At 54.3% G+C, this 19,281-nt stretch carries 14 protein-coding genes; 3 read left to right on the top strand and 11 right to left on the bottom strand.

Annotated features, from left to right (window positions below; genetic code table 11):
* Positions 1-93 precede the first annotated feature (93 nt).
* From MHI43_RS03690 to MHI43_RS03670, 5 genes are all read right to left on the bottom strand, one after another.
* Entirely contained in the window at positions 94-3,849 is a 3,756-nt protein-coding gene (locus MHI43_RS03690; protein ID WP_235201853.1) for a stalk domain-containing protein, read from the bottom strand.
* A 228-nt stretch (positions 3,850-4,077) separates the two neighbouring features.
* On the bottom strand, positions 4,078-5,175 hold the full coding sequence (locus MHI43_RS03685) for a metallophosphoesterase (protein ID WP_186326545.1): 1,098 nt from the start codon (positions 5,173-5,175) through the stop codon (positions 4,078-4,080).
* A gap of 115 nt (positions 5,176-5,290) precedes the next feature.
* Complete coding sequence (locus tag MHI43_RS03680; protein WP_009593441.1) at positions 5,291-5,602, bottom strand: hypothetical protein; 312 nt, start codon at positions 5,600-5,602, stop codon at positions 5,291-5,293.
* 223 nt (positions 5,603-5,825) lie between these two features.
* Positions 5,826-6,737 (bottom strand): TrmB family transcriptional regulator, encoded by a 912-nt coding sequence (locus MHI43_RS03675; RefSeq protein ID WP_012818904.1) that lies wholly within the window; start codon positions 6,735-6,737, stop codon positions 5,826-5,828.
* 97 nt (positions 6,738-6,834) lie between these two features.
* Positions 6,835-7,665, bottom strand: a complete 831-nt coding sequence (locus MHI43_RS03670) for a zinc ribbon domain-containing protein (RefSeq protein ID WP_036664534.1) — start codon at positions 7,663-7,665, stop codon at positions 6,835-6,837.
* 376 nt (positions 7,666-8,041) lie between these two features.
* On the opposite strand from MHI43_RS03670, the gene MHI43_RS03665 reads away from it, so the two are divergent.
* Entirely contained in the window at positions 8,042-8,410 is a 369-nt protein-coding gene (locus MHI43_RS03665) for a hypothetical protein (protein WP_012818902.1), read from the top strand.
* A gap of 171 nt (positions 8,411-8,581) precedes the next feature.
* On the opposite strand, the gene MHI43_RS03660 is transcribed toward MHI43_RS03665, so the two are convergent.
* From MHI43_RS03660 to MHI43_RS03650, 3 genes are all read right to left on the bottom strand, one after another.
* Positions 8,582-9,460, bottom strand: a complete 879-nt coding sequence (locus MHI43_RS03660) for a M15 family metallopeptidase (RefSeq protein ID WP_036664536.1) — start codon at positions 9,458-9,460, stop codon at positions 8,582-8,584.
* Between the two features lie 186 nt (positions 9,461-9,646).
* Positions 9,647-10,390, bottom strand: coding sequence for a hypothetical protein (locus MHI43_RS03655; RefSeq protein WP_036664538.1), 744 nt, complete (start codon positions 10,388-10,390; stop codon positions 9,647-9,649).
* A gap of 79 nt (positions 10,391-10,469) precedes the next feature.
* A complete protein-coding gene (locus MHI43_RS03650; RefSeq protein ID WP_036664539.1) occupies positions 10,470-13,571 on the bottom strand; it encodes a DEAD/DEAH box helicase in 3,102 nt (1,033 codons plus the stop codon).
* 321 nt (positions 13,572-13,892) lie between these two features.
* Here MHI43_RS03650 and MHI43_RS03645 point away from each other — a divergent pair, with 321 nt between their 5' ends.
* Positions 13,893-14,105, top strand: coding sequence for a PLDc N-terminal domain-containing protein (locus MHI43_RS03645; protein ID WP_012818898.1), 213 nt, complete (start codon positions 13,893-13,895; stop codon positions 14,103-14,105).
* 91 nt (positions 14,106-14,196) lie between these two features.
* Here the strand turns inward: MHI43_RS03645 and MHI43_RS03640 are convergent, their stop codons facing one another.
* The 3 genes from MHI43_RS03640 to MHI43_RS03630 all read right to left on the bottom strand — a co-directional run bounded on the left by MHI43_RS03640 (position 14,197) and on the right by MHI43_RS03630 (position 17,343).
* Positions 14,197-15,486 (bottom strand): ABC transporter substrate-binding protein, encoded by a 1,290-nt coding sequence (locus MHI43_RS03640; protein ID WP_012818897.1) that lies wholly within the window; start codon positions 15,484-15,486, stop codon positions 14,197-14,199.
* A gap of 139 nt (positions 15,487-15,625) precedes the next feature.
* A complete protein-coding gene (locus tag MHI43_RS03635) occupies positions 15,626-16,462 on the bottom strand; it encodes a carbohydrate ABC transporter permease (RefSeq protein WP_012818896.1) in 837 nt (278 codons plus the stop codon).
* Positions 16,462-17,343: a sugar ABC transporter permease gene (locus MHI43_RS03630; RefSeq protein ID WP_009593034.1), complete on the bottom strand. Its 882-nt coding sequence runs from the start codon at positions 17,341-17,343 to the stop codon at positions 16,462-16,464. The genes MHI43_RS03635 and MHI43_RS03630 overlap by 1 nt, the downstream gene beginning before the upstream one ends.
* A gap of 153 nt (positions 17,344-17,496) precedes the next feature.
* On the opposite strand from MHI43_RS03630, the gene MHI43_RS03625 reads away from it, so the two are divergent.
* Positions 17,497-19,281 (top strand): histidine kinase, encoded by a 1,785-nt coding sequence (locus tag MHI43_RS03625; RefSeq protein WP_036664540.1) that lies wholly within the window; start codon positions 17,497-17,499, stop codon positions 19,279-19,281.

Here is a 19,281-nt window from a genome sequence, read left to right as displayed (position 1 = left end):
ATAAAGTGAAAATTTACGGAAATAATAAACTACTGGTCAATTAAAGAGAAAAAAGGCTGCCCCATACGATTAATGGGACAGCCTTCCCTTGCATCAACTTGTAGGTATCACTTCGATTATCCATTCCAGGGGCTCACCGATGGGCACCGACATATCGCTGTTTATATCAACCAGCTGGATACGGAGCGTATAAGTCCCGACATGAGCTTGCTGCCAGCGGAACAGGATATCGCTCCCATTCCCTCCCAGATCCATGTCCCCAGCCGTTAACCCTGCATTCACTCGGTATACCCCTTCACGATCCGGAGTTGCGATCTCATACCCCTCCGTCGGAATCGTTCCCGGCTCATGCGGCTTCATCCGGAATCCGAGTACGCCCAGACTTACCGGCTGACCATGGTCATCGAGTATCGTCAATTCGTAGCCAACCCGGGTATCCTCGCTCAGTCCGTACGCTTTGGAAGAAAACCCCCAATACATATCAAGGGCTGCCGGAAACGGCCCTTCGCCAATGAATTCGAATTGCGAGAAGGGACTGACCTGGATGGAACGGACGCCTTCTCCAAGCACAGTCAATTGGCCTTCTTTGATCTCGAGCAGCTCGATCTTCTCCGTATAGCCGCCCGGCTCCAGCAGCTCGGCATAGAACTCCAGCGGAGTATCCGGCGAAGCAACCTCGCTTAACTTAAAGCCGGTACCATCAACAGACTGCAGCGCAAAGCTTCCCTCTGTGTTGGATTCCACCGTCTGCTCGCCATGACGGACAGGCAGACCCTCGACCGGAATTCCATCCCTTGTCAGCGTCACCCTGACTTGAACTTCCATGTCATCGTCATAGCCTTTCGTCTCGAAATGAATGGATCCAAAATAATTGTCTGGGCGGGCCGACAGTTCACTCCTCATATCATCGCTATATATAACCTTCACGAAAGGGTCGGTCACAGGCGGCTCCGTCGTAGGAGGTTCCGTTACCGGAGGCTCAGTCACTGGGGGTTCGGTCACAGGCGGACCGGTTACAGGCGGCGATACGCTGCCTCCTGATCCCGAGCCGCCGCCAGGACTAACCGGCGGCGGCTGGCGAACGCCTTTCTCCTGCTCCGCTTCTTTCTTGCCCTGGAGAAAGCGTGCCTTCTCCTCTGCATTTAAGGATTGAAGAAGCTGCTCTTCGGCCTTCTTCTTCATTTCCTCCTGTGCTTTTCGGTTCGCTTCATCCTGCTGCTTCTTCTGCTGCTCGATCTTAGCCAGCATATCGCCTAGTTTCTCCTGCAGCTGATCCAGCTGATTCTGCTGTTGATCTTGCTTCTTCTGTACCTCTTCCTGCTTGCGCTTCAGTGCTTCCAAGCGCGCCTGCTCCAGAGCAGGGTCGAGGCCGGCTTGTTTATCCAAATCTTTCACTTGGCCAAGATCAAATATCTTCCCCGAATCCGGGTTTGCTTCTTTCATCAGTTTATCTAATTCTTCTTGGCTGGCTTTTTTCTTATCAAGCGCCTCTTTCGCGATATTTCCGATGAGGTTATTCAAATTATCCGCGACTTTTGCCAAATCGTCCGGCGATTTCATAATCAAGTCTTGAGTGCCGGTTCCGCTTTCTCCGGACTGTAGTTCTTGCCGCGTCTTCTCGAGAAATTCCTCGTTCTCCCGGTCGATGTCGTTCTTATTCTTAATTATCTGAGCAATGATTCCCGGCGAAGCGTTCCCCATCAAATCCTCAATATCGATGAATTGTACAGGGGGTCGTCCCTCCTGTGAACCGCCTAGCGATATTTGTTGCGTGGGACTGATCGTGACCGGGCCGGATGGCAGCAAGGAACCTTCTGTGCCCGTCGGCACCAGCGAAGAGCTGACTTTCCCGCTAGCGGTCACTACGTTTGTCATTCCTGTTAAAGGGTTGACGGTGATTATAAAATGCGTGCCTTGTACGCTATTGTCCGCATAACCGGTCCGCACGTCGAAACGATCCGTCGACCGGGCCAGGTCGGTAACATCATAATAAGCCTGCCCAGCCTCCAGATTCAGCCGAGTTACGTTGGAGATGCCAATCTTGCGAAGCTGCTCGACCACCAACGTCGTGTCGTTGCCTAACGTAATGACATCTTCCGTATCCAGGATCCGAAGCTTGGCGCCTCCCGTGCCGGAGCCGGTAACCATTTCATCGTCTTCACCCAGCATCATCCCCTTGTAGGCGTCCACCTGCGCATACCCGCCGTAACGGAGCTTGGCCGAACCGGTGATTTCCACGACCTGCATGCGTCTCGGCGTAAAGTTCGAAGTGCTGAAGCTAACATTCCCCGGCTTCGTTTCCCGTTCAGCCAAATCCCGGATGATAACCAGCTTTGTACTGGCGTTCCATTGGACATCCTTGCCCATCAGTTCGGCCACCGCTCGCAGCGGAGCCATCATCTGGCCGTTGGCGATATACGGCTCAACTTCCGTCGCCGCTCGGGAAACTTCTTTGCCCGCCTGATCCCGGGTCATATAGGGATCTCCGGCTTGCAGCGTGATGACATCCTCGCCAAGGGTTAAAGTCATTTCCTTATTCTTGGCATCATAACTCAAACGGGTTCCGAGCAGCGTGCCTAACGTTCTGACAGGCACCACGATCTGGCCCTGTTTCATAACGGCCAAGTCGCCCAGTTGGGCCACCTGATCTCCGTAAGCTGCGGCGATCCCTTGGCCTGGTTGCCAAGCATCAGGCGTCTTATAGCTGGACCATGCCCGGACGGCCCCATTGCGTTGGTCCGCGATGAACAGCTCCCCACTATCCGAAGCGACCCCAATATCCGCCGGCGCGTTGAATCGGACCTCGCTTTCAATTCCATCCGCGTAACCTCTGGTTCCGCCGGCCATGGTGGATACGCGTTCGTCTTTCAGTTGACGCACGGCATGATTATGGGAATCTGCAATGAGAAGTCCATCCTCCACGCTCCATGCCAATCCCCGAGGCGAGTTGAAGCGGGCTGCACCCGCAGCTCCGTCCAGATAGCCAGGGTCTGCGTATAACGCGTCCTTGGTGTAGCCATCGGATGACGGACCGCTGCCGGCGGCCGTCGAAACGGTCCCTTTCCCGAAATCGATATAGCGGATCGCGTGATTGCCCGAATCGCTGACATACAAATTGCCTTTACCGTCAAGCGCAAGACCTGCCGGCTCGTTAAATTGCGCTTCAGCAAGCGATCCGTTCTTGTAGTCCCCTGCCAAAGCGATGACTCCGGCGCGAACCTGGACAGCACGCGTCGACGGGCTGCCAATCGTCGTTACTTCCCCATCCGGAGAGATCCGCCTAATGACGTGGTTCAGCGTATCCGCCACATACAGAATGCCGTCCTCGGTAACCGCAACGTCCTGCGGCTCGTGGAACAAGGCATCTTGAGCCTTCCCGTCCTTCAGCCCAATCCGTCCGTTGCCCGCTATGGTGGTTACTCTGCCCGCTTGATCGATTTTACGAATGGCATGGTTGCCTGAATCGGCTATGTACACTTGACCTTTTCCGTCAACGGCAATCCCGGACGGCCGATTCAAAAACGCAAGCTCGCCCTGGCCATCCAGGAGCCCGCCGATCGGAAGTCCCCCGCCGTCCCGCTTGTAGGACAAGGAGGCGCCTGCGAGAATGCTGCTCTTCCCGTCCTTTATTTTGCGAATCACATGGTTCTCCGTATCGGATACGATAACGGAGCCGTCACGCAGCCAAGCCACACTGCCCGGTTGTCGCAATCCTTCCGAAGCCAGTGACGAGGATAGCCCGGCTGCATGCCCCGGCCCCCCTGCAATCGTAGTCGATTGACCTAAAGGTAATCCATTGCCGGCGACGAGCCTCTCTTTGCTTGGAAGAGGCGCAGTTGATGCTGCCATGGCGTCGCTTGCTCCCCCAAATACACTCCCCGCAAGGACAGCGGCTAATGCCATCATGCCCATCTTTCTAAACCTAATCAAACCCAAACCCTTAACCCCCCTATACCTAAGTGATATTTCTAGCAAAAATCATACAATAATCCGGTCCTATCTGGATACATAATTTTCCTAATATATCTGACATCAAAAAAAAGCCACCTCAACGGTAGCTTTCTCCGACAATTTCATCTATTGAAACGTAACATGGATCTGCACGATCTCGGAACGGGAGCCCAGCCGAATCGGCGGTCCCCAGAAGCCGTAGCCCGAGGACACGATGGAATGCATCCGGCCTTTTTGCAGATATCCCCAATCGTTCTCGAACAGGGCCCTCGTAATCAAATGCGCCGGGAATACCTGACCGCGGTGCGTATGCCCCGACACGATCAGATCAACGCCCTGCTGCTGTGCTTCGTCCAGCGCATTCGGCTGATGATCGAGCAGAAAAACCGGCTTGGATAAATCCGCCCCTTCCATGATCATGGACAAATCTGCGCGGTCCTGATCCTGTTTATCCCGCCTGCCTACCAGCGTCAAGCCCTCCACCGTCAGTTTCTCGTCATACAGCACGGTCATGCCGCTGTCCTCGAGAGCCGATATCAGCTCCGTAATCTCCCCTTCGAATCGGTCATGATTGCCAAGCGAAGCATATACGCCATAGGTCGCCTGGATACCGGTCAAAATCCGATCTATCCCCTGACTTAAATAAGCATCCAGATCATCATCAATAATATCGCCTGGAAACAGCACCAGATCCGGCTTCAAGCCGTTGATCTCCTTCACCATGCGCTCAGCGTGCGCCTTGCCAGAAAGGACGCCGAAATGCATATCGGACGCCATGACGATATTCAGCTTCTCCATGGTACCCGCATCCTTGTCCACCTGAATATCGTAAGCACGTACGGTTGGACTATAAGCGTTAAAGGAGCCGAAACCGATCGCGATCACCATCAGCACCAGCACGACGGATACCGCCGCCTTCTCCAGCCCGTCTCTTCGCAATGCCGTCATCCTCAGCAGCCATAACACGATGTGCATCAACGGTAGAAGGATAATCAGCACATAAAAAATAGCCATCCAATACGATCCTATAATATTCAGCACGGTTGGATTACCGAAAAACCGTCCTGATATAAACGATGTCGATACCACGGTCAGCACGACTATGTATACCCATTTGAGCGCCATGGACGGCCCCGGCCTCAACCAGCTCCATACGCTTCGGCCAATATAATAAACCAGCAAGCCGTATATCAAAAGCGCCACGATTCCTGCAATAATAAACATCGCCATCCCCTTCCGTACATCCATTATAGCAAGCGGATTTTACAAATCCCAGCGGACGTTGGCGGAAGGCGGAGGGTTATGATCTTCGCATGGTTCTAATAGCATCAAGAAGCCGTTACAAACCCGTGCGTTGTTTCGGCAGCAGCTCGTTCAGCAGCGCCTTCAAATTACGGTCTTCCGTATATCGCTCCTGCCCCATATCCAATTCATTCACGCGTATATACGTATAGCTTTCGGCGCCGTTCTCCGGTTTAAAGAGAAGTTCATCATGCGGGTCAGGCACCACCCGATACTCCATTTCATGAAACATATCGAGCAGCTGCTCACCTGTAGGAGTCTCTCCCTTATCAACAAAAATCAATCCCCGCAGCTTCTTGGGGCCTTCTTTATGTCCGACTGTAAAATGAACGATGCATTCCATGCTCATCCATCTCCCTTCTTGGTTGTTATGTTATCCGTTCACACCCGTCTCATTCATGTTCTCCTGCCATCTCGGCCTTCATTCACGCGGGTTGCCGGTCTTAAGCAAATAAACGCCAAGATGAATCCCGGCGTTCCTAATCATTATGTCTATTCCATTCTACGATGAAACATGATGCTTAACTGTGACAAAAGTCACTTCCGGAAAGGCAATGATCTACAACGTGCCCCTAGGCCGTATTACGATTGGAGTCCCCGTTCACTTCTTCGGGATCGCCTTCATGCCCCGCCAGCGGGCGGGTTATCGATGACGCAGCCAGGTCTTCCTGCTCTTCCTGCTCTTCAGTCTCCGGCTCAGCATTTAGATACTCGCTTTGGATCAGGCCAAAGTGTTCTCCGTAACGCGCTTCCAGCTGTTCGCCCATGTCCTGTTCCAACTGGAACAATACCATCTCCTGCGTAAAATGGTGCAAGAGCAGCTCTGCCATGACCGGATGCTCCGTGATGACCGCTCCCGTATCATAGTCCCCGCCGCGCATCCCTAAGATGCACCATTGCCGATCGACGACAAACGAGAACTTCCGGCCACCGGCCCTTCGCTCCGCAAGGTCGCTCCACCCAGGCCACGCCAAAGTTCTTGAGAGTCCCTGATCCGGACCGTCGCAAGCCCACAGCACTTTCACTCCTCTTGCCTCCGCTTCCGCCAGCGGCTCACGGAGCAGCGACGCTTCCTCGCGCCAGACGTCAACGACGATCTCCCGTTTCGCCCGCTTCAGCTCCCGTACAAGCACATCAAGCACCGCCTGATCCCCCTCCATGCTAAGGAAGGGAGCGGCCGTGCCGCTGCTCCGCGGCAGGCTCTTCTCAACAAAAGCGAGGGATGCCTCCACGCGCCCGGATATCATCCGCGTCAATTCCTCCGGCTTCAGCGAACGGTAACGGACAGGTTCCCCGTCCATTCGCTCAAGCGCTCCCTGCCGCTCCAGACGCTGCATGGCCGCATAGACGTTGGAACGCGAAGCGCCCAAACGTTTAGCTACCTCATACCCGCCTGCAGGCCCATGCTCGGCAAGGTCCACCATAATCTTCGACTCAATTTCCGTAAATCCCAAATTGCGCAAATGATGCAGCAATTGTTCCATAATATTAGTCCTCCCATAGATGCTCGAACGCTTGCTCTATCATTCACACTGTCCTTTATTCATCGCGCAAGGGCATGATCGTCCGAATCCCTATCTCTTAAATCTGTTCAGCTCCGCAGCGCGGACACCATTTCGAGCCTTTCGGCAGGTCGACGCTGCAAATTTGGCACTTCACCATGTCGCGGGTCGCTTCATCGTCTCCGACGTAGTCTTGACTTTGATTATTTTCCTGCCAGAAACGAATGCGGCGGTCCAACTCCAGCTGTCTCTCCCGCTCGCGCTCGAGCTCTTCCCAATGGCGGCGGTCCCTCTCCTGCTCCTCCTGCTCGAGGCGCAGCCGTTCAGGATCAACCTCCGGTTCAGACGACCGCTCGATGATCTCCTCGCGCTGGCGTTCCGGTTCAGGATCATAGAGGTCGGGCTCGTACGGATCCGGATTCGGACGATAATCATAGGTCTGGACATCGTCCTGTTCCTCCTGGATTTCTTCAGCCGCCGCATATTCGCGTTTATCGAACATGCTCTTGCGCTCGGGCTCCCGCGGCTCTTCCGGCGCTGACTCCTCAGGGTCAATCAAATTGGCAAGCTTGTTTCCGCAATACGGGCAGAAATTCGCGTCCAGCGCGACCACGCGTCCGCATTCGCAGACCCGTTCATTCTTGAGCACCGCGATGCGGTTCCGTATCGCTTCGATTTGCTCCTGCAATCCATCGCAGGTTTGCGCGAGCTCGACCATTTCCTTTTCCGCAATCGTCATATCCTGCTGACGGTAGCCCTCATAGAATACTTTACCCATCTGCAGGTAATACGAGTTCTTCTGCTGTTCGATTTCGGAAATTTGGCTGTTGAGCTTATTCACTTCGACCACGTGCTGCGCCTTTTCCGTTGCACGGTTAGCTCCATCCTTGAGCTTCTGTAAAATCTTCATTTATGAATCCTCCTCTTTCTCATATCCCGATTCACCGGCGGTCGGCCGGCACATTGTCATATCTCTTCATCAAGGTTATAAACGATTTGTAGCCAGCCATAAACCGGCTGCCCCATGTTTCTTTGCAGTTCGCAGATTTGCTCATGTGTCATGATATGATCCTCATCGTCCAGTATACTGCCGTCATGGTGATTCTATCATACCAAATTCCTTGCCCCATGTGAAAAAGGAAGCCCCTTCCAACTTCGCTTCTGATTCATCCGGCCCCCGTACGTGTATATGATTAGAAAAATGCACAGTAAGGGGCGGCGGCCGGTTTAAACCCCGTATCCTATTCCGTGCAGCCTTGAGCTGCCGAAGTCTGGAGGGATTTATCATGACAAACGATAAAAAGACGTATTATGTTTCAGTCAATCACAACCTGATCCAGGATGTACCGAACGATACGAACGAATATGTCGTATATATGGATGATGAAGAGGTCTCGAAGCTGAGGGGGCTGCTCCATGAGGTCAGCAGCAGCGACCGGTATGCTTTTAAACGGACGTTCGTCCCATATAAATCGGCAGATCATGACGATGCCGCCGAGGAATACGATGAACGGACGATTAATCTTTACACCTTTCTCCATGAACATGGGGATGAACGCACCCGCAAAACCATCGAGGATATGAACATCATCGGCAAGCTGAACGATACCGGCTACGATGATCCCGGTTATGAAGACTCGCCGCTGAATAAGTAATCCGAATGCTTCAGTCCAAAAACAAAGGAATCCCGGAGCGAGCCGCTCCGGGATTCCTTTGTATAACTAGAACATCGCCCGGTCTTGCGCAGGTCCTGTTCTACTTTATAGATTCGCAAGCCGCGGTACAAGGATAAAAAGTCCCGTTTATCCTACGACTATTAGCACAGCTTACAGTTTAATGTTCGCTTCGTCGAAATACTCCTCCAGCGTCAGGCCGCTGTCGGCGATATCCGGTGCCAAATCCTTTCCTACGTAACGGATATGCCAAGGCTCGTATACATAGCCGGTAATATCCTCGGCCCCTTCCGGATAACGAATGATAAAGCCGAATTCCGGCGCGCGGCTCGCCAGCCACTGTCCTTCCTCCGTATGGCCGAACGTTTCCTCCAGCGCATTGCCCGCGCTAGGGCTGGATACGTCGATGGTCAGGCCGGTTTGATGCTCGCTCGTACCCGGCACAGCGCTTACGCGGTTAGCCTCGGCTTCCCCCTTGGTACGAACATTGTTCTCATATATGGTTTTTTGGCGGGCATAAGAACGGTATCCCGATACGGCCCGAAGCTCGATGCCGTCCGCTTTGGCCGCGTCGAACAATTCCTCGAGCGCGTCCGCCGCTTCTTGTCTCAGGTGCCGTTTCTCGTGCGGCTCATCAAAAGAAAACGGAACATCCGGCTCTACAAGATCGCTCGGCTCATAACCGTCCGGCAAGCTGCGCTGCTTGTTCACGACTACCGTCACGGCCTCCGCATTGGTCACGACCTGCTTGCCCCCGCTCTCCTGGATGGTGGCCTGGAGTGCATTCTCGCTGCGCTTTGCCATGACCGGATCCGCCGGCTGATTCTCAGCCCCCGTTTCCCCGTTCTCCGATCCGCCTTCAGGAAGCGTGCTGCCTTCCTGGCCCTCGGCCGGCGACTGCAATTCCTGCCCCTGTTCCTTGCCGGAGCCGGCATCGTCGGATTGGCATCCCGCCAGAATGGCCCCTGCTAACAGCAGGGATGACAGCATTACGCTTGTAAACCGGATTCCTCTTCCCGAAAATGCATTCATCTCTGCTACTTCCTTTCCCACAGTTTGTCCTGCCCCCATTGTACCTTATTCGGAATAAACAGGACAAACGAGCCGCTGACGAATCATGACGGATTTACACCGTTTACGTCAGGTATTCGGCAGCTTGCCTCGATTTACGGCGCTGCTCTTATCGAATTCCATACCATTCTGCAATGGATGTCCAAGCTATGGCGAAGGCGGCTCCAAGCTGCGGCGCTTCTGGTCCGCTTGCTTGGCCGCCCCGCGAGCGATCAGGGCAAGCGCTTTGGACGCGCCGCGAACGCCCGGCAGCAAGCCTGTCCAGTCGCCCGCCGGGCCGAGCTGATCCGCCGGAGGCGGCGGCGACAGCTGCACCGCCAGCTCGCTAAGCTGCGGGCCGGGCCGGTGCAAGCGGCCCTCGGCCGCCGCTTCGGCCACCCATTCGCCCGGAGAAGGACCGGACGGTCCCTTCTCCTTCGCGCGGGCGGCCGACTCCGCGGCGGAGCCGCCTGCCGGCGGCGGGGCTGCTTTGGCCCAGGCGTCGAAGACGCCGGCCAGCAGCGCTTCCCGCGGCAGCCCCAGCAGCGTCAGCAGCTGGAGCGGCTCTGCCGCCAGGCGCCGGGCTGCGGCAGCCAACAAGGCTGCGGCATGCCCGCAAGCCGCTCGGCCGCATGTGCAGCGCGCTTCGGCGGCAAGCTCTCCGCCCCGCAGGGGGGATGGCGCCAGTTCATCCAGCCAAGGGGCGCCCTGACCTGCAAGCAGGCGGTACAGCGCCTGCGGGTCTTCCTCCAGATAAGCCAGAACCGCCTCGCGGGCGGCAGGATCCCATTTCTCCACCTGCACGCTGACCTCATAAGTCTCCGAAGATTCGATGTCTCCGTCCGCTTTTCCCTTCAACCATCCCGGTTCGATCTCGAGTCTGATCCCTTCGCCTAATCCCGCAGTTTCCATAGCCCGCACCTCCTTACATTCCATTCGCGTACCGGTACGCCTGGTAGGCATGATGCCATCCGCGGACCGGCATTTTCGGTTACATCCAATCCTGCTCCTGAAGCTCGATCAGCTGGCGGAGCTCGCCGTCCGACATCTCCGTCAGCCAGGTTTCGCCCGACCCGACCACCTGCTCGGACAACGCCTTCTTCTGTTCGATCAGCTCGTCGATCCTCTCCTCCAGCGTTCCCTGGGAAATCAGTTTGTGCACCTGAACGTTGCGGTTCTGCCCGATCCGGAATACGCGGTCCGTCGCCTGATTCTCGACCGCCGGGTTCCACCATCGGTCATAATGGAGCACATGGTTCGCACGGGTCAAATTCAGGCCTACGCCCCCGGCTTTCAACGACAGGACAAAGAACTCCGTCCCCTCGCCTGCCTGGAACGCCCGTACCATCTCATCCCGTTCGCGTTTTTGCACCCCTCCATGAAGGAAATACGGCTGTTTTCCGTATTTACGTCCAAGCATGCTCACCAACAGCTCGCCCATGCCCACATACTGGGTAAAGATCAGCGCCGATTCTCCCACATCCGCGATGCTGTCCAGAATTTCGAGCATGCGCTCCATCTTGCCGGAGGACTCGGGACGCACAGCGCGTCCATCGTCGCGTCGAAGCAGCTGCGGATGATCGCATATCTGCTTCAGCTTGGTGAGGGATGAAAGCACAAGCCCCTTGCGCGCCATGCCCGTCCGACTCTCGATCTGTCCCATCATCTCGTCGACGACGGCTTGATACATCGCGCCTTGAACCTCGGTCAGCGGACAATACGATTTCAGTTCCAGCTTCTCCGGCAGATCCTTGCGGATGTCCGGATCGCTCTTGAGTCTGCGCAGCATGAATGGAGAAACCAGCTTGTGAAGCTCCCGGAATCTCTCCTGCTGCCCTTCACCCGGCGCATAGCGCTGACGGAAGCTGTTAAACGATCCGAGATATCCCGGATTGAGAAAATGGAAGATCGACCACAGCTCCGCCAGACGGTTCTCCACCGGCGTCCCCGTCATCGCAATGCGGTGCGGCGCGGATAATTTCATGACGCTCTGCGCCTGCTTCGTACGATAATTTTTAATATACTGGGCTTCATCGAGCACCACGCTCGACCACTGGATCGCGGATAAGTCCCCGCCGTCTCTTCCGGCCAAGTGATACGTCGTCAGCACGATATCATGATCGGCCGCCTCCTGCAGGAAATCGTCTCCGCGCAGACGACGGACGCCGTGGTGCACATGCAAGGTCAGATCCGGCGCAAATCGCTGAATCTCCCGCTGCCAGTTACCCAGAAGCGAGGTCGGGCAAATGATCAGCACTGGGTCTCCCGCGGCTTCGGTATTGAGGCGCTCCAGCAGGCAAGTGATGACCTGCACCGTTTTTCCAAGCCCCATATCGTCTGCAAGGCAAACGCCAAATCCCAAATCGCGCATCACGCTTAGCCACTGATATCCCCGTTCCTGATACGGTCTCAACTCTCCGTGAAGCGAGGAAGGGATCGGGCGGGACGGCAGCTTGCGCACCGTTTCCCCGTCCAGCAGGGAGGACAGCAGGCCCGTTGTCTCCACTTCTTCGATGAAGAGCCCCTTCCACAGGCGCTCTCCATCCATTTCGGCGCTCAGGTGCATCCATTCGGCAAGCTCCATTTCGCCCTTCTCATGGCGTTTCATGAAGCGCAGCACCTGATTGATCTCCTTCAAATCCACCTCAACCCATTCCCCGCGGAACTGGACGTAAGGCAGATTCTGTTCGGCCAAAAATTTCAATTCCTCTCGCGTCAGGGTATGGCCGCCCATCGCAGCGGATATTTGGAAGCTGACCAGATGCTCCATTCCGAGCACCGGCGTCGACTGTGCTTCGCCTGACGATCTTGCATCCGGCATCATTTTGAGGGATAAGCCGACGCGGCGGCGTCCTTCCCTGCTCCAGCGAGACGGCATTTGAACCGTAACGCCGCTCACCGTTAATCTCGGAACCGATTCCTTCATGAACGTCGACAACCGCTCCAGCGGCAGGTTGACGCTCTCCGGAGCGCGCCCGTACAAGCCTTCCGCCAGCTCGGGAGCAAGCGCCGCGGCTTCTCCAAGCCTCATGAGCAGCTGCAGCTGGGCCCCAGCATACATCCGTCCGCGCAGCAGCTGATCGGATTCCGGACTTCCCCATACGCTACGGACCGGCATCAATAAGCCTTCATCCTCCTGGCTTCGTGCCCAGAAGGTTACCTTCCAGTCCTTCCGGCTCTCTTCCAGCGGCGGTTCGAGCCGCAGCCCAAGGGCAAGGGTTCCGTTCTCAGGAGGCTGATCCTCCCCGCCGGCGTAAGGGAACACGGTCCCCCCGACCCGTTCTACGGCTTCCTCAAGCTCGCCCACTTCCTCCGCCGTTCCTTGAATGGGAATATCCCGACTGACCGTCAACAGACTGTTCCACCACAGCTCGGTAAGCGGGGATTGTCCCCGCCGGTAGTTCGCCAGATAGGCCCTCAGCTTGTCCTCCGATTCGCGGACGGCAGCCCTGGCTTGACTGTCGATCACGCCGCACAGGAAAGAATACAGCACGATCGCCCCCGCTTCCTCCCGCGTGGAAGGATCGGTTCCGGCAAGCGCTGCAGGCGTCCCGATGGCAATAGGAGGAATATTCGCCGCCAGCTGCAGAAAACGGGCCGTATCCTCGGTATTCAGCTGCGGTTTCCATACCGCTTTTATCGTGTGCATCGACGTTTTGCGCCTTCCGGCGGAAGGTACCTCCGCCGTCCCTGGTGCAAACTTCCCCTGCAATAACAGCTCCAATGCGAATCTGCTCGCTTGCACCCAATATTCCATTTCTTCGCCGATGGCCAAACCCTGAGCTTGGGTATGCTCGGGATCGAGCGAAACCAGCATGGAGAATGCGTCTCCCGGTGTCAGCGCAAGCCCTTCCATCGTCCGTCCGCCAAGCGTCTTCCGTTCCGGACGCCGCGCGCTTTTCGATCCGAGGACTTTGGCCGGATATCTGAGCTCGGCAAGCCGGAGGGAAGCGTTAGCGAAGGGACGGGTTCCATCCGGTTTGCGAAAGGTTCGGACCACTCTGCTCCATGCATCCACTCGGGGCTCCGAAACCTCACCGGAAAAACAAAAGAATACGTCACCTAACCATACGCCATAGAGCGGTTGATTCATCGTTGTCTCCCGTCTTTTCCTGCTTTATAGATATTATTACTATCTTATACGATAGCAACCTAATTTCAAAACGATACGGATTATGGCCATCGCCAAAATAACGTCAACCTTTATCATACCATGTATTTACTATTTCGTTATGATCTATGTATTGCATAGCGAATTCTTCTATTATATAGAGTAATGAAAAATCCTTGTTCTTATGCAGTCTCCCGTTGATTCTTGCCGCCCAAATTTTCGAAGCCTGCATTTTTTATGCGACCCTTCCGCTGATCCGGCGTATGTAGATCATACATTAAGAGTTCGGGAGGTCTTGCATTTATGGGTTTTATAGGCTTTGGTATTTTCGGGATTGCGGCTTTATTGCTGGGATTGTTCTTCTTTCTTCTTCACATTGCCGTCTGCGTATGGGGTTATAACGATGCCCGGCGGAAAGGGCGCAGTCCCGAGTTCGCGATTCTTGTTGTGCTGGGTTTATTGTTCTTCCCTGTGGTAGGTCTTATTATTTACCTGCTGATTCGCAATAATTATTAGCCTCCACAACAAAAAGACGGTGCAGGTTCGTCCTGCACCGTCTTTTTTGACGTCCATAATCATTCGGATGGCACTCGTGCCGACCTCGCGATTACTTCGCCTTTAAGCTGTCCCATGATTTCTGAATGCCTTCGAACAATTGGGTTTTGTCCACGTTGCCAGCCACATAACCCTGCATCTGGCTGCCGAATTCATTCATGCCGCCGTCCGGGAATTTGTTGAATTCCCAGCTGAGCGCTTTGTTCTCTTGGCTGTACTTCATGACATCGTTCCCCAGATCGCCAAGCGTCTCGCTGTTCGCCTCGATGCTGGTCAGTGCCGGGATGAATTTGAACTCTTCCGTAATGTAGCGTTTACCGGTCTCGGAAGTGACGAGCCAGTTCAGGAATTCCTTGGCTTCGTCCTTCACCTTCGATTTGTTGTTCACGACCCAGTTGTTCGGCACGCCGACCGGAAGCTTGTCGTTCTCTTCGGCGTTGTCATTGATCGGCATCGGCAGAAGGCCGATGTTCAAGTCCGGGTTGATGCCGTCGATCTGCACCTGCGTCCAGTTCCCGTTCTGGGTCATGGCCGCTTCACCGCTGGCAAAGGTCGTGATTTCCGTGTTGTAATCCGTCGTCAGCGGGTTCTTCTGGCCGTATTGGACGGTGAGGTCGAACAGTCTCATCCATTCATCGAACTTCGCGTTGCCAACCAGCTTCTCCGTGCCTTCATTCATTCCTTTGACGAATGCATCGGGATCTTCCTGATGGGCGAACGGAATGTTCAGCAAGTGGTTGGCCAAAATCCAGGTTTCCTGGTATCCGTTCACGAATGGCGTAATCCCAGCCGCTTGCAGCTTTTTGGCAGCTTCCTCAAGCTCCGTGAGTGTCTTAGGGAGTTCGGTGATTCCCGCTTGCTCAAACAAGTCTTTGTTATAAATGAATCCGTAACCTTCGATGGTCATCGGTTGTCCGTACAGTTTACCGTCTTTTGTCATGGGTTCTTTGGCAACGTCAACAACGTCCTTCACCCATGGCTGGTCCGAGAGATCCTCGACATTCTCAAACCATGTCTCCAGATCGCGGTATCCGCCGACGTTAAAAATGTCGGGCTCATCGCCGGAAGCGAATTTCGCCTTCAGCGCCGCACCGTAATCGGAGCCGCCGCCAACCGTTTGAATATCCAGCTTGATGCCGGGATGCTCTTTTTCGTACTCGGCCTTCAGTTTGTTCAAAGCCTCGGCGATTTCGACTTTAAATTGAAAAATCTTAATCGTTTTCGTTCCGCCCTCGGCACCGCCTTCAGCACCTTGGCCGTCCTCGTTGTTGCCGCCGCAGGCTGCAAGCAGCGTGGAGAAAGCCAAAACCATGACCAGGAGCAGCTTACCGTATTTCTTCATTGTAAAACCTCCCTTTTCTTCTATAACATCGTGTCCAGCATGCGTTGATAGCGTTTACTTTTTCAGTATAATCAACCTATTTTCGTTAGATCAGGTATTATATTGATCTTTGAGGGGGAAGGAATTGACCGTTTGGCGGTTATCCCTTCACCGCTCCTTGCGTAATTCCCTCAATGATGTACTTCTGCATGGCCAGGAAGAACAGAATGACCGGCATAATCCCCAGCACCAGCGCCGGGAGGGCCAAGTCCCACTGCTTGGTATACTGCCCAAAAAAGGCAAAAGTAGCAATTGGAATCGTCCGAAGCTCGGCAGACTGCAGAATCAGGGACGGCAGCAGGTAGTCATTCCATATCCACAAGGTGTTCAGGATGATCACCGTCACGAACATCGGCTTCATCAGCGGGAAAACCACCCGGAAGAATACGCCGTACCCGCTGGAGCCATCCACGGTCGCGGCTTCCTCGATCTCCATCGGGATCGATTTCACGAAGCCATGGAACAGGAATACGCTCAGCGGAACTCCGAAGCCCAGGTAACAGATAATCAGTCCGTACAAGCTGTTGTTAATGCCGAGCGTTGCCGTCACTTTCACGAGAGGAATCATGATCGATTGGAACGGAATGACCATCGCCGCCACAAACAGCGCAAACATGATCTGGTTAAAACGCGTGTTACGGCGAACCATCTGATAAGCGGTCATGGCGCTTAACATCGCCAGCAGCAGGTTGCTCGCCACCGTAACGACCAGCGAATTCCAGAACGCCTGCGGGAAGTTCGTGATGTCCCACGCCCGTGAATAGTTGCTCCATTCGAACGTAGTCGGAAGCCCCGCTGAATCCGTTAACAGCTCGCCGAAGGTTTTGACGGAGTTCACGAACAGGAAGTAGAACGGGACTAGGAAGAGCAATGCCACGATGACCATGATGATCTCGGTGGCCATGGTGTTCAGCCGGTATTTTCTTGTAGTCTCCATTAGGCTTCAACCTCCTTGCTCTTCGTGAATCGGACTTGCAGGCTTGTTATGATGGCAACCACGATGAAGAATATGACCGCCTTCGCCGTTCCGAGTCCGAGACGGTTATTCGTATAGGCCTCGTTGTAAATATTCATGGCCACCGACTCGGTCGAGCCGAACGGACCACCTTTGGTCAGGGATAGATTCAGGTCGAACATTTTGAATGACCAGGAGATCGCCAGGAACAAACATACCGTAACCGCCGGCATGACAAGCGGGATGATAATGGACCGCAGTACCTGTCCCCTGCTCGCCCCGTCGATTTCGGCAGCCTCCAGAATATCCTTTGGCACATTGTTAAGCGAGGAGATATAGATGACCATCAGGTACCCCGCCGTCTGCCATACGAAAACGATTACAATTGCCCAAAAGGCAGTTCCCTTCGTGCCGAGCCAAGGCAGGTTAAAGAATCCGAGGTTCGTGGCATTGCCGATCGCCGCAAACCCTTTCACAAAGATAAACTGCCAGATGAAACCGAGCAGCAGGCCGCCGATGACGTTTGGCATGAAGAAGATCGTCCGCAGCACGTTTCGTGTCTTCAAAGGCTTCGTCAGAAAGTACGCCAGAATAAATCCTAGAAGATTCGTAAGGATGACGCCAAGCACCGTAAACCGGGTCGTAAACCAGAAAGCATCCCGGAATTTATCATCGTTGGTAAAGATGGTAACAAAATTATCAAAGCCGACAAAATCGATTTTGCTTGACACGCCATTCCAGTTCGTGAAGGAATAATAAAGACCCAGGAGGAACGGAATGATCATGATGAGGATGAAAAATATGGTGGAGGGCCCCACGAAAAGAAACTGCTGCAGCAGCGCCGAAGATTTTTTTCGATTCATCCCTTGATCTCCCCTTTTCGTTAAGTTGTTGTATGATGTACAGCTATTATGCGGTAACCTGTAAACAATAAACACGGAGAATCATGAACCGTTAGGTGTAAAATATTGACCATACGCGCTTATGCCCATTCGATAATTCCGAGGTGATCCTTCATGAAATATCGCAGCATCCAGACCCGGCTGATCACGTTCATGCTCGCCGTCACGACCATCCCGCTCCTGCTCTCGTTAATCATCACGTTTACGCATACGCGGGAGTCCGTGAAGGAGCAGACGGTGAACGAAAATGTGCGGCTGATCTATCAAGGAGCGACCAATCTGATGAACTATCTGCGCGGCATCGACCGCGCGTCGCTGTCCGTTTATTCGGATCCCCATTTTTTGCGCAACCTTGCCCTGGATCCCGATAACCACCGGGTCGTAGCCGAGCTGTATGCAACCTTGCAGGCCATCCAAACGGGCACGCAGGACGTTCACCAGATTTATCTGCACAATCAATTGACGGGACAATCCACCCAGATATCCAGCAATCTGCCAAGAAGGGAATTCCGGCAGGCTCCGTACCGCAAAATAGAAGAGTTCGGCGAAGGCAATACAGCCATCGAGCCCGTCCATCAGGTGCATAGTTACGGGTTCCCTCCGCGGCCCGCGGACATCCTGGATTTTGAGGTGATCACCTTCTACCGATCCATCACCAACGTGCCTGCGCCGGACCAATATGCCCTCATGGCCATTGACGTGAAACTCGACAGTATCTTGGCCATATGCGATCAGCTGTATGCTAAAGGGGAAGAGGCGCTATACTTGATTGATAGCAGCGGCAGCATCATATACGGTCCGGATCCGCAGCAGAGAGGTCAAGCACTGGACGATCCTGAGCTTATGGACGTCATCGCTCAAGCGGAAAGAGGATATTATGACGGCGAGGATGCGATGATTGTCTATGAGAAGCTCGATTTGCCTTACGCACCCTGGACGCTCGTCAAGCAAATTCCGCACCAAACGCTGTACAAACATTCGACGGAATTAACGAGCATTAACGCGATTATTGCGATTTTAGCGCTATTCATTGTCATATTCGGCACATTATGGATATCGATTCGAATCACAAAACCCATTAAACAGCTCACAACCTATATGAATCAGGTGAAAACCGGGCGGCTCGACGTGAATATTGACGTGACAAGCCCGGATGAGATCGGAATTCTGTCCCGACGCTTCCGAACGATGATGGATACCATCAACAACCTGATCCTGCGCGAGTACCGGTTGGAAATCGCCAATAAAACCAACCAACTGAAGGCGCTACAGGCCCAGATCGATCCGCATTTTCTATACAATACGCTCCAGTCCATCGGCACCTTGGCCCTGCAGCACAACGTGCCGAGGATCTATTCCCTGCTCTCTTCGCTGGCGAATATGATGCGCTACAATATGCGCAACAGCGAGGGCAAAGTGACGCTTCAGGATGAGATCAACCATGTGCGGCTGTACCTTGAGCTGCAGAAACAGCGGTTCCGCGATCAGCTGGAAATCATCTGGGATGTGGATCCGGAAAGCCTCACGACCCCGGTTCCGAAGATGATCCTGCAGCCGATCGTTGAGAATTATTTCAAGCATGGCATGAACACGCACGCCAGCGTCGGCCGCATCTCCATCTCCACCCGCATCGCGGAGGATGGCCGCTTGATCGTTGTCATTGAGAATAACGGGGCTTCCATCGAGAAGGCGGAGCTCGCCTCGATCCGCGGCAAACTTGAGACGGCCTTTCATCACCCTGACCGAAACGATGCCGGCGAAGATTCTATCGGGCTGTTGAACGTATACATGCGGTTGAACCTGTACTCCAACAATCATGCTGAATTAACCATAGAGAATGCAGAGCCCCACGGCGTCAAGGTTACGCTCGATATTAAACCACGGGAGAGTGAACACTAG

The organism is Paenibacillus sp. FSL H8-0457 (genome assembly GCF_038051935.1).
Taxonomy (GTDB): Bacteria; Bacillota; Bacilli; order Paenibacillales; family Paenibacillaceae; genus Paenibacillus_AQ; species Paenibacillus_AQ lautus_A.
The sequence above is the reverse complement of the archived record's forward strand: the minus strand, read 5'-3'. Positions and strand labels throughout refer to the sequence as shown.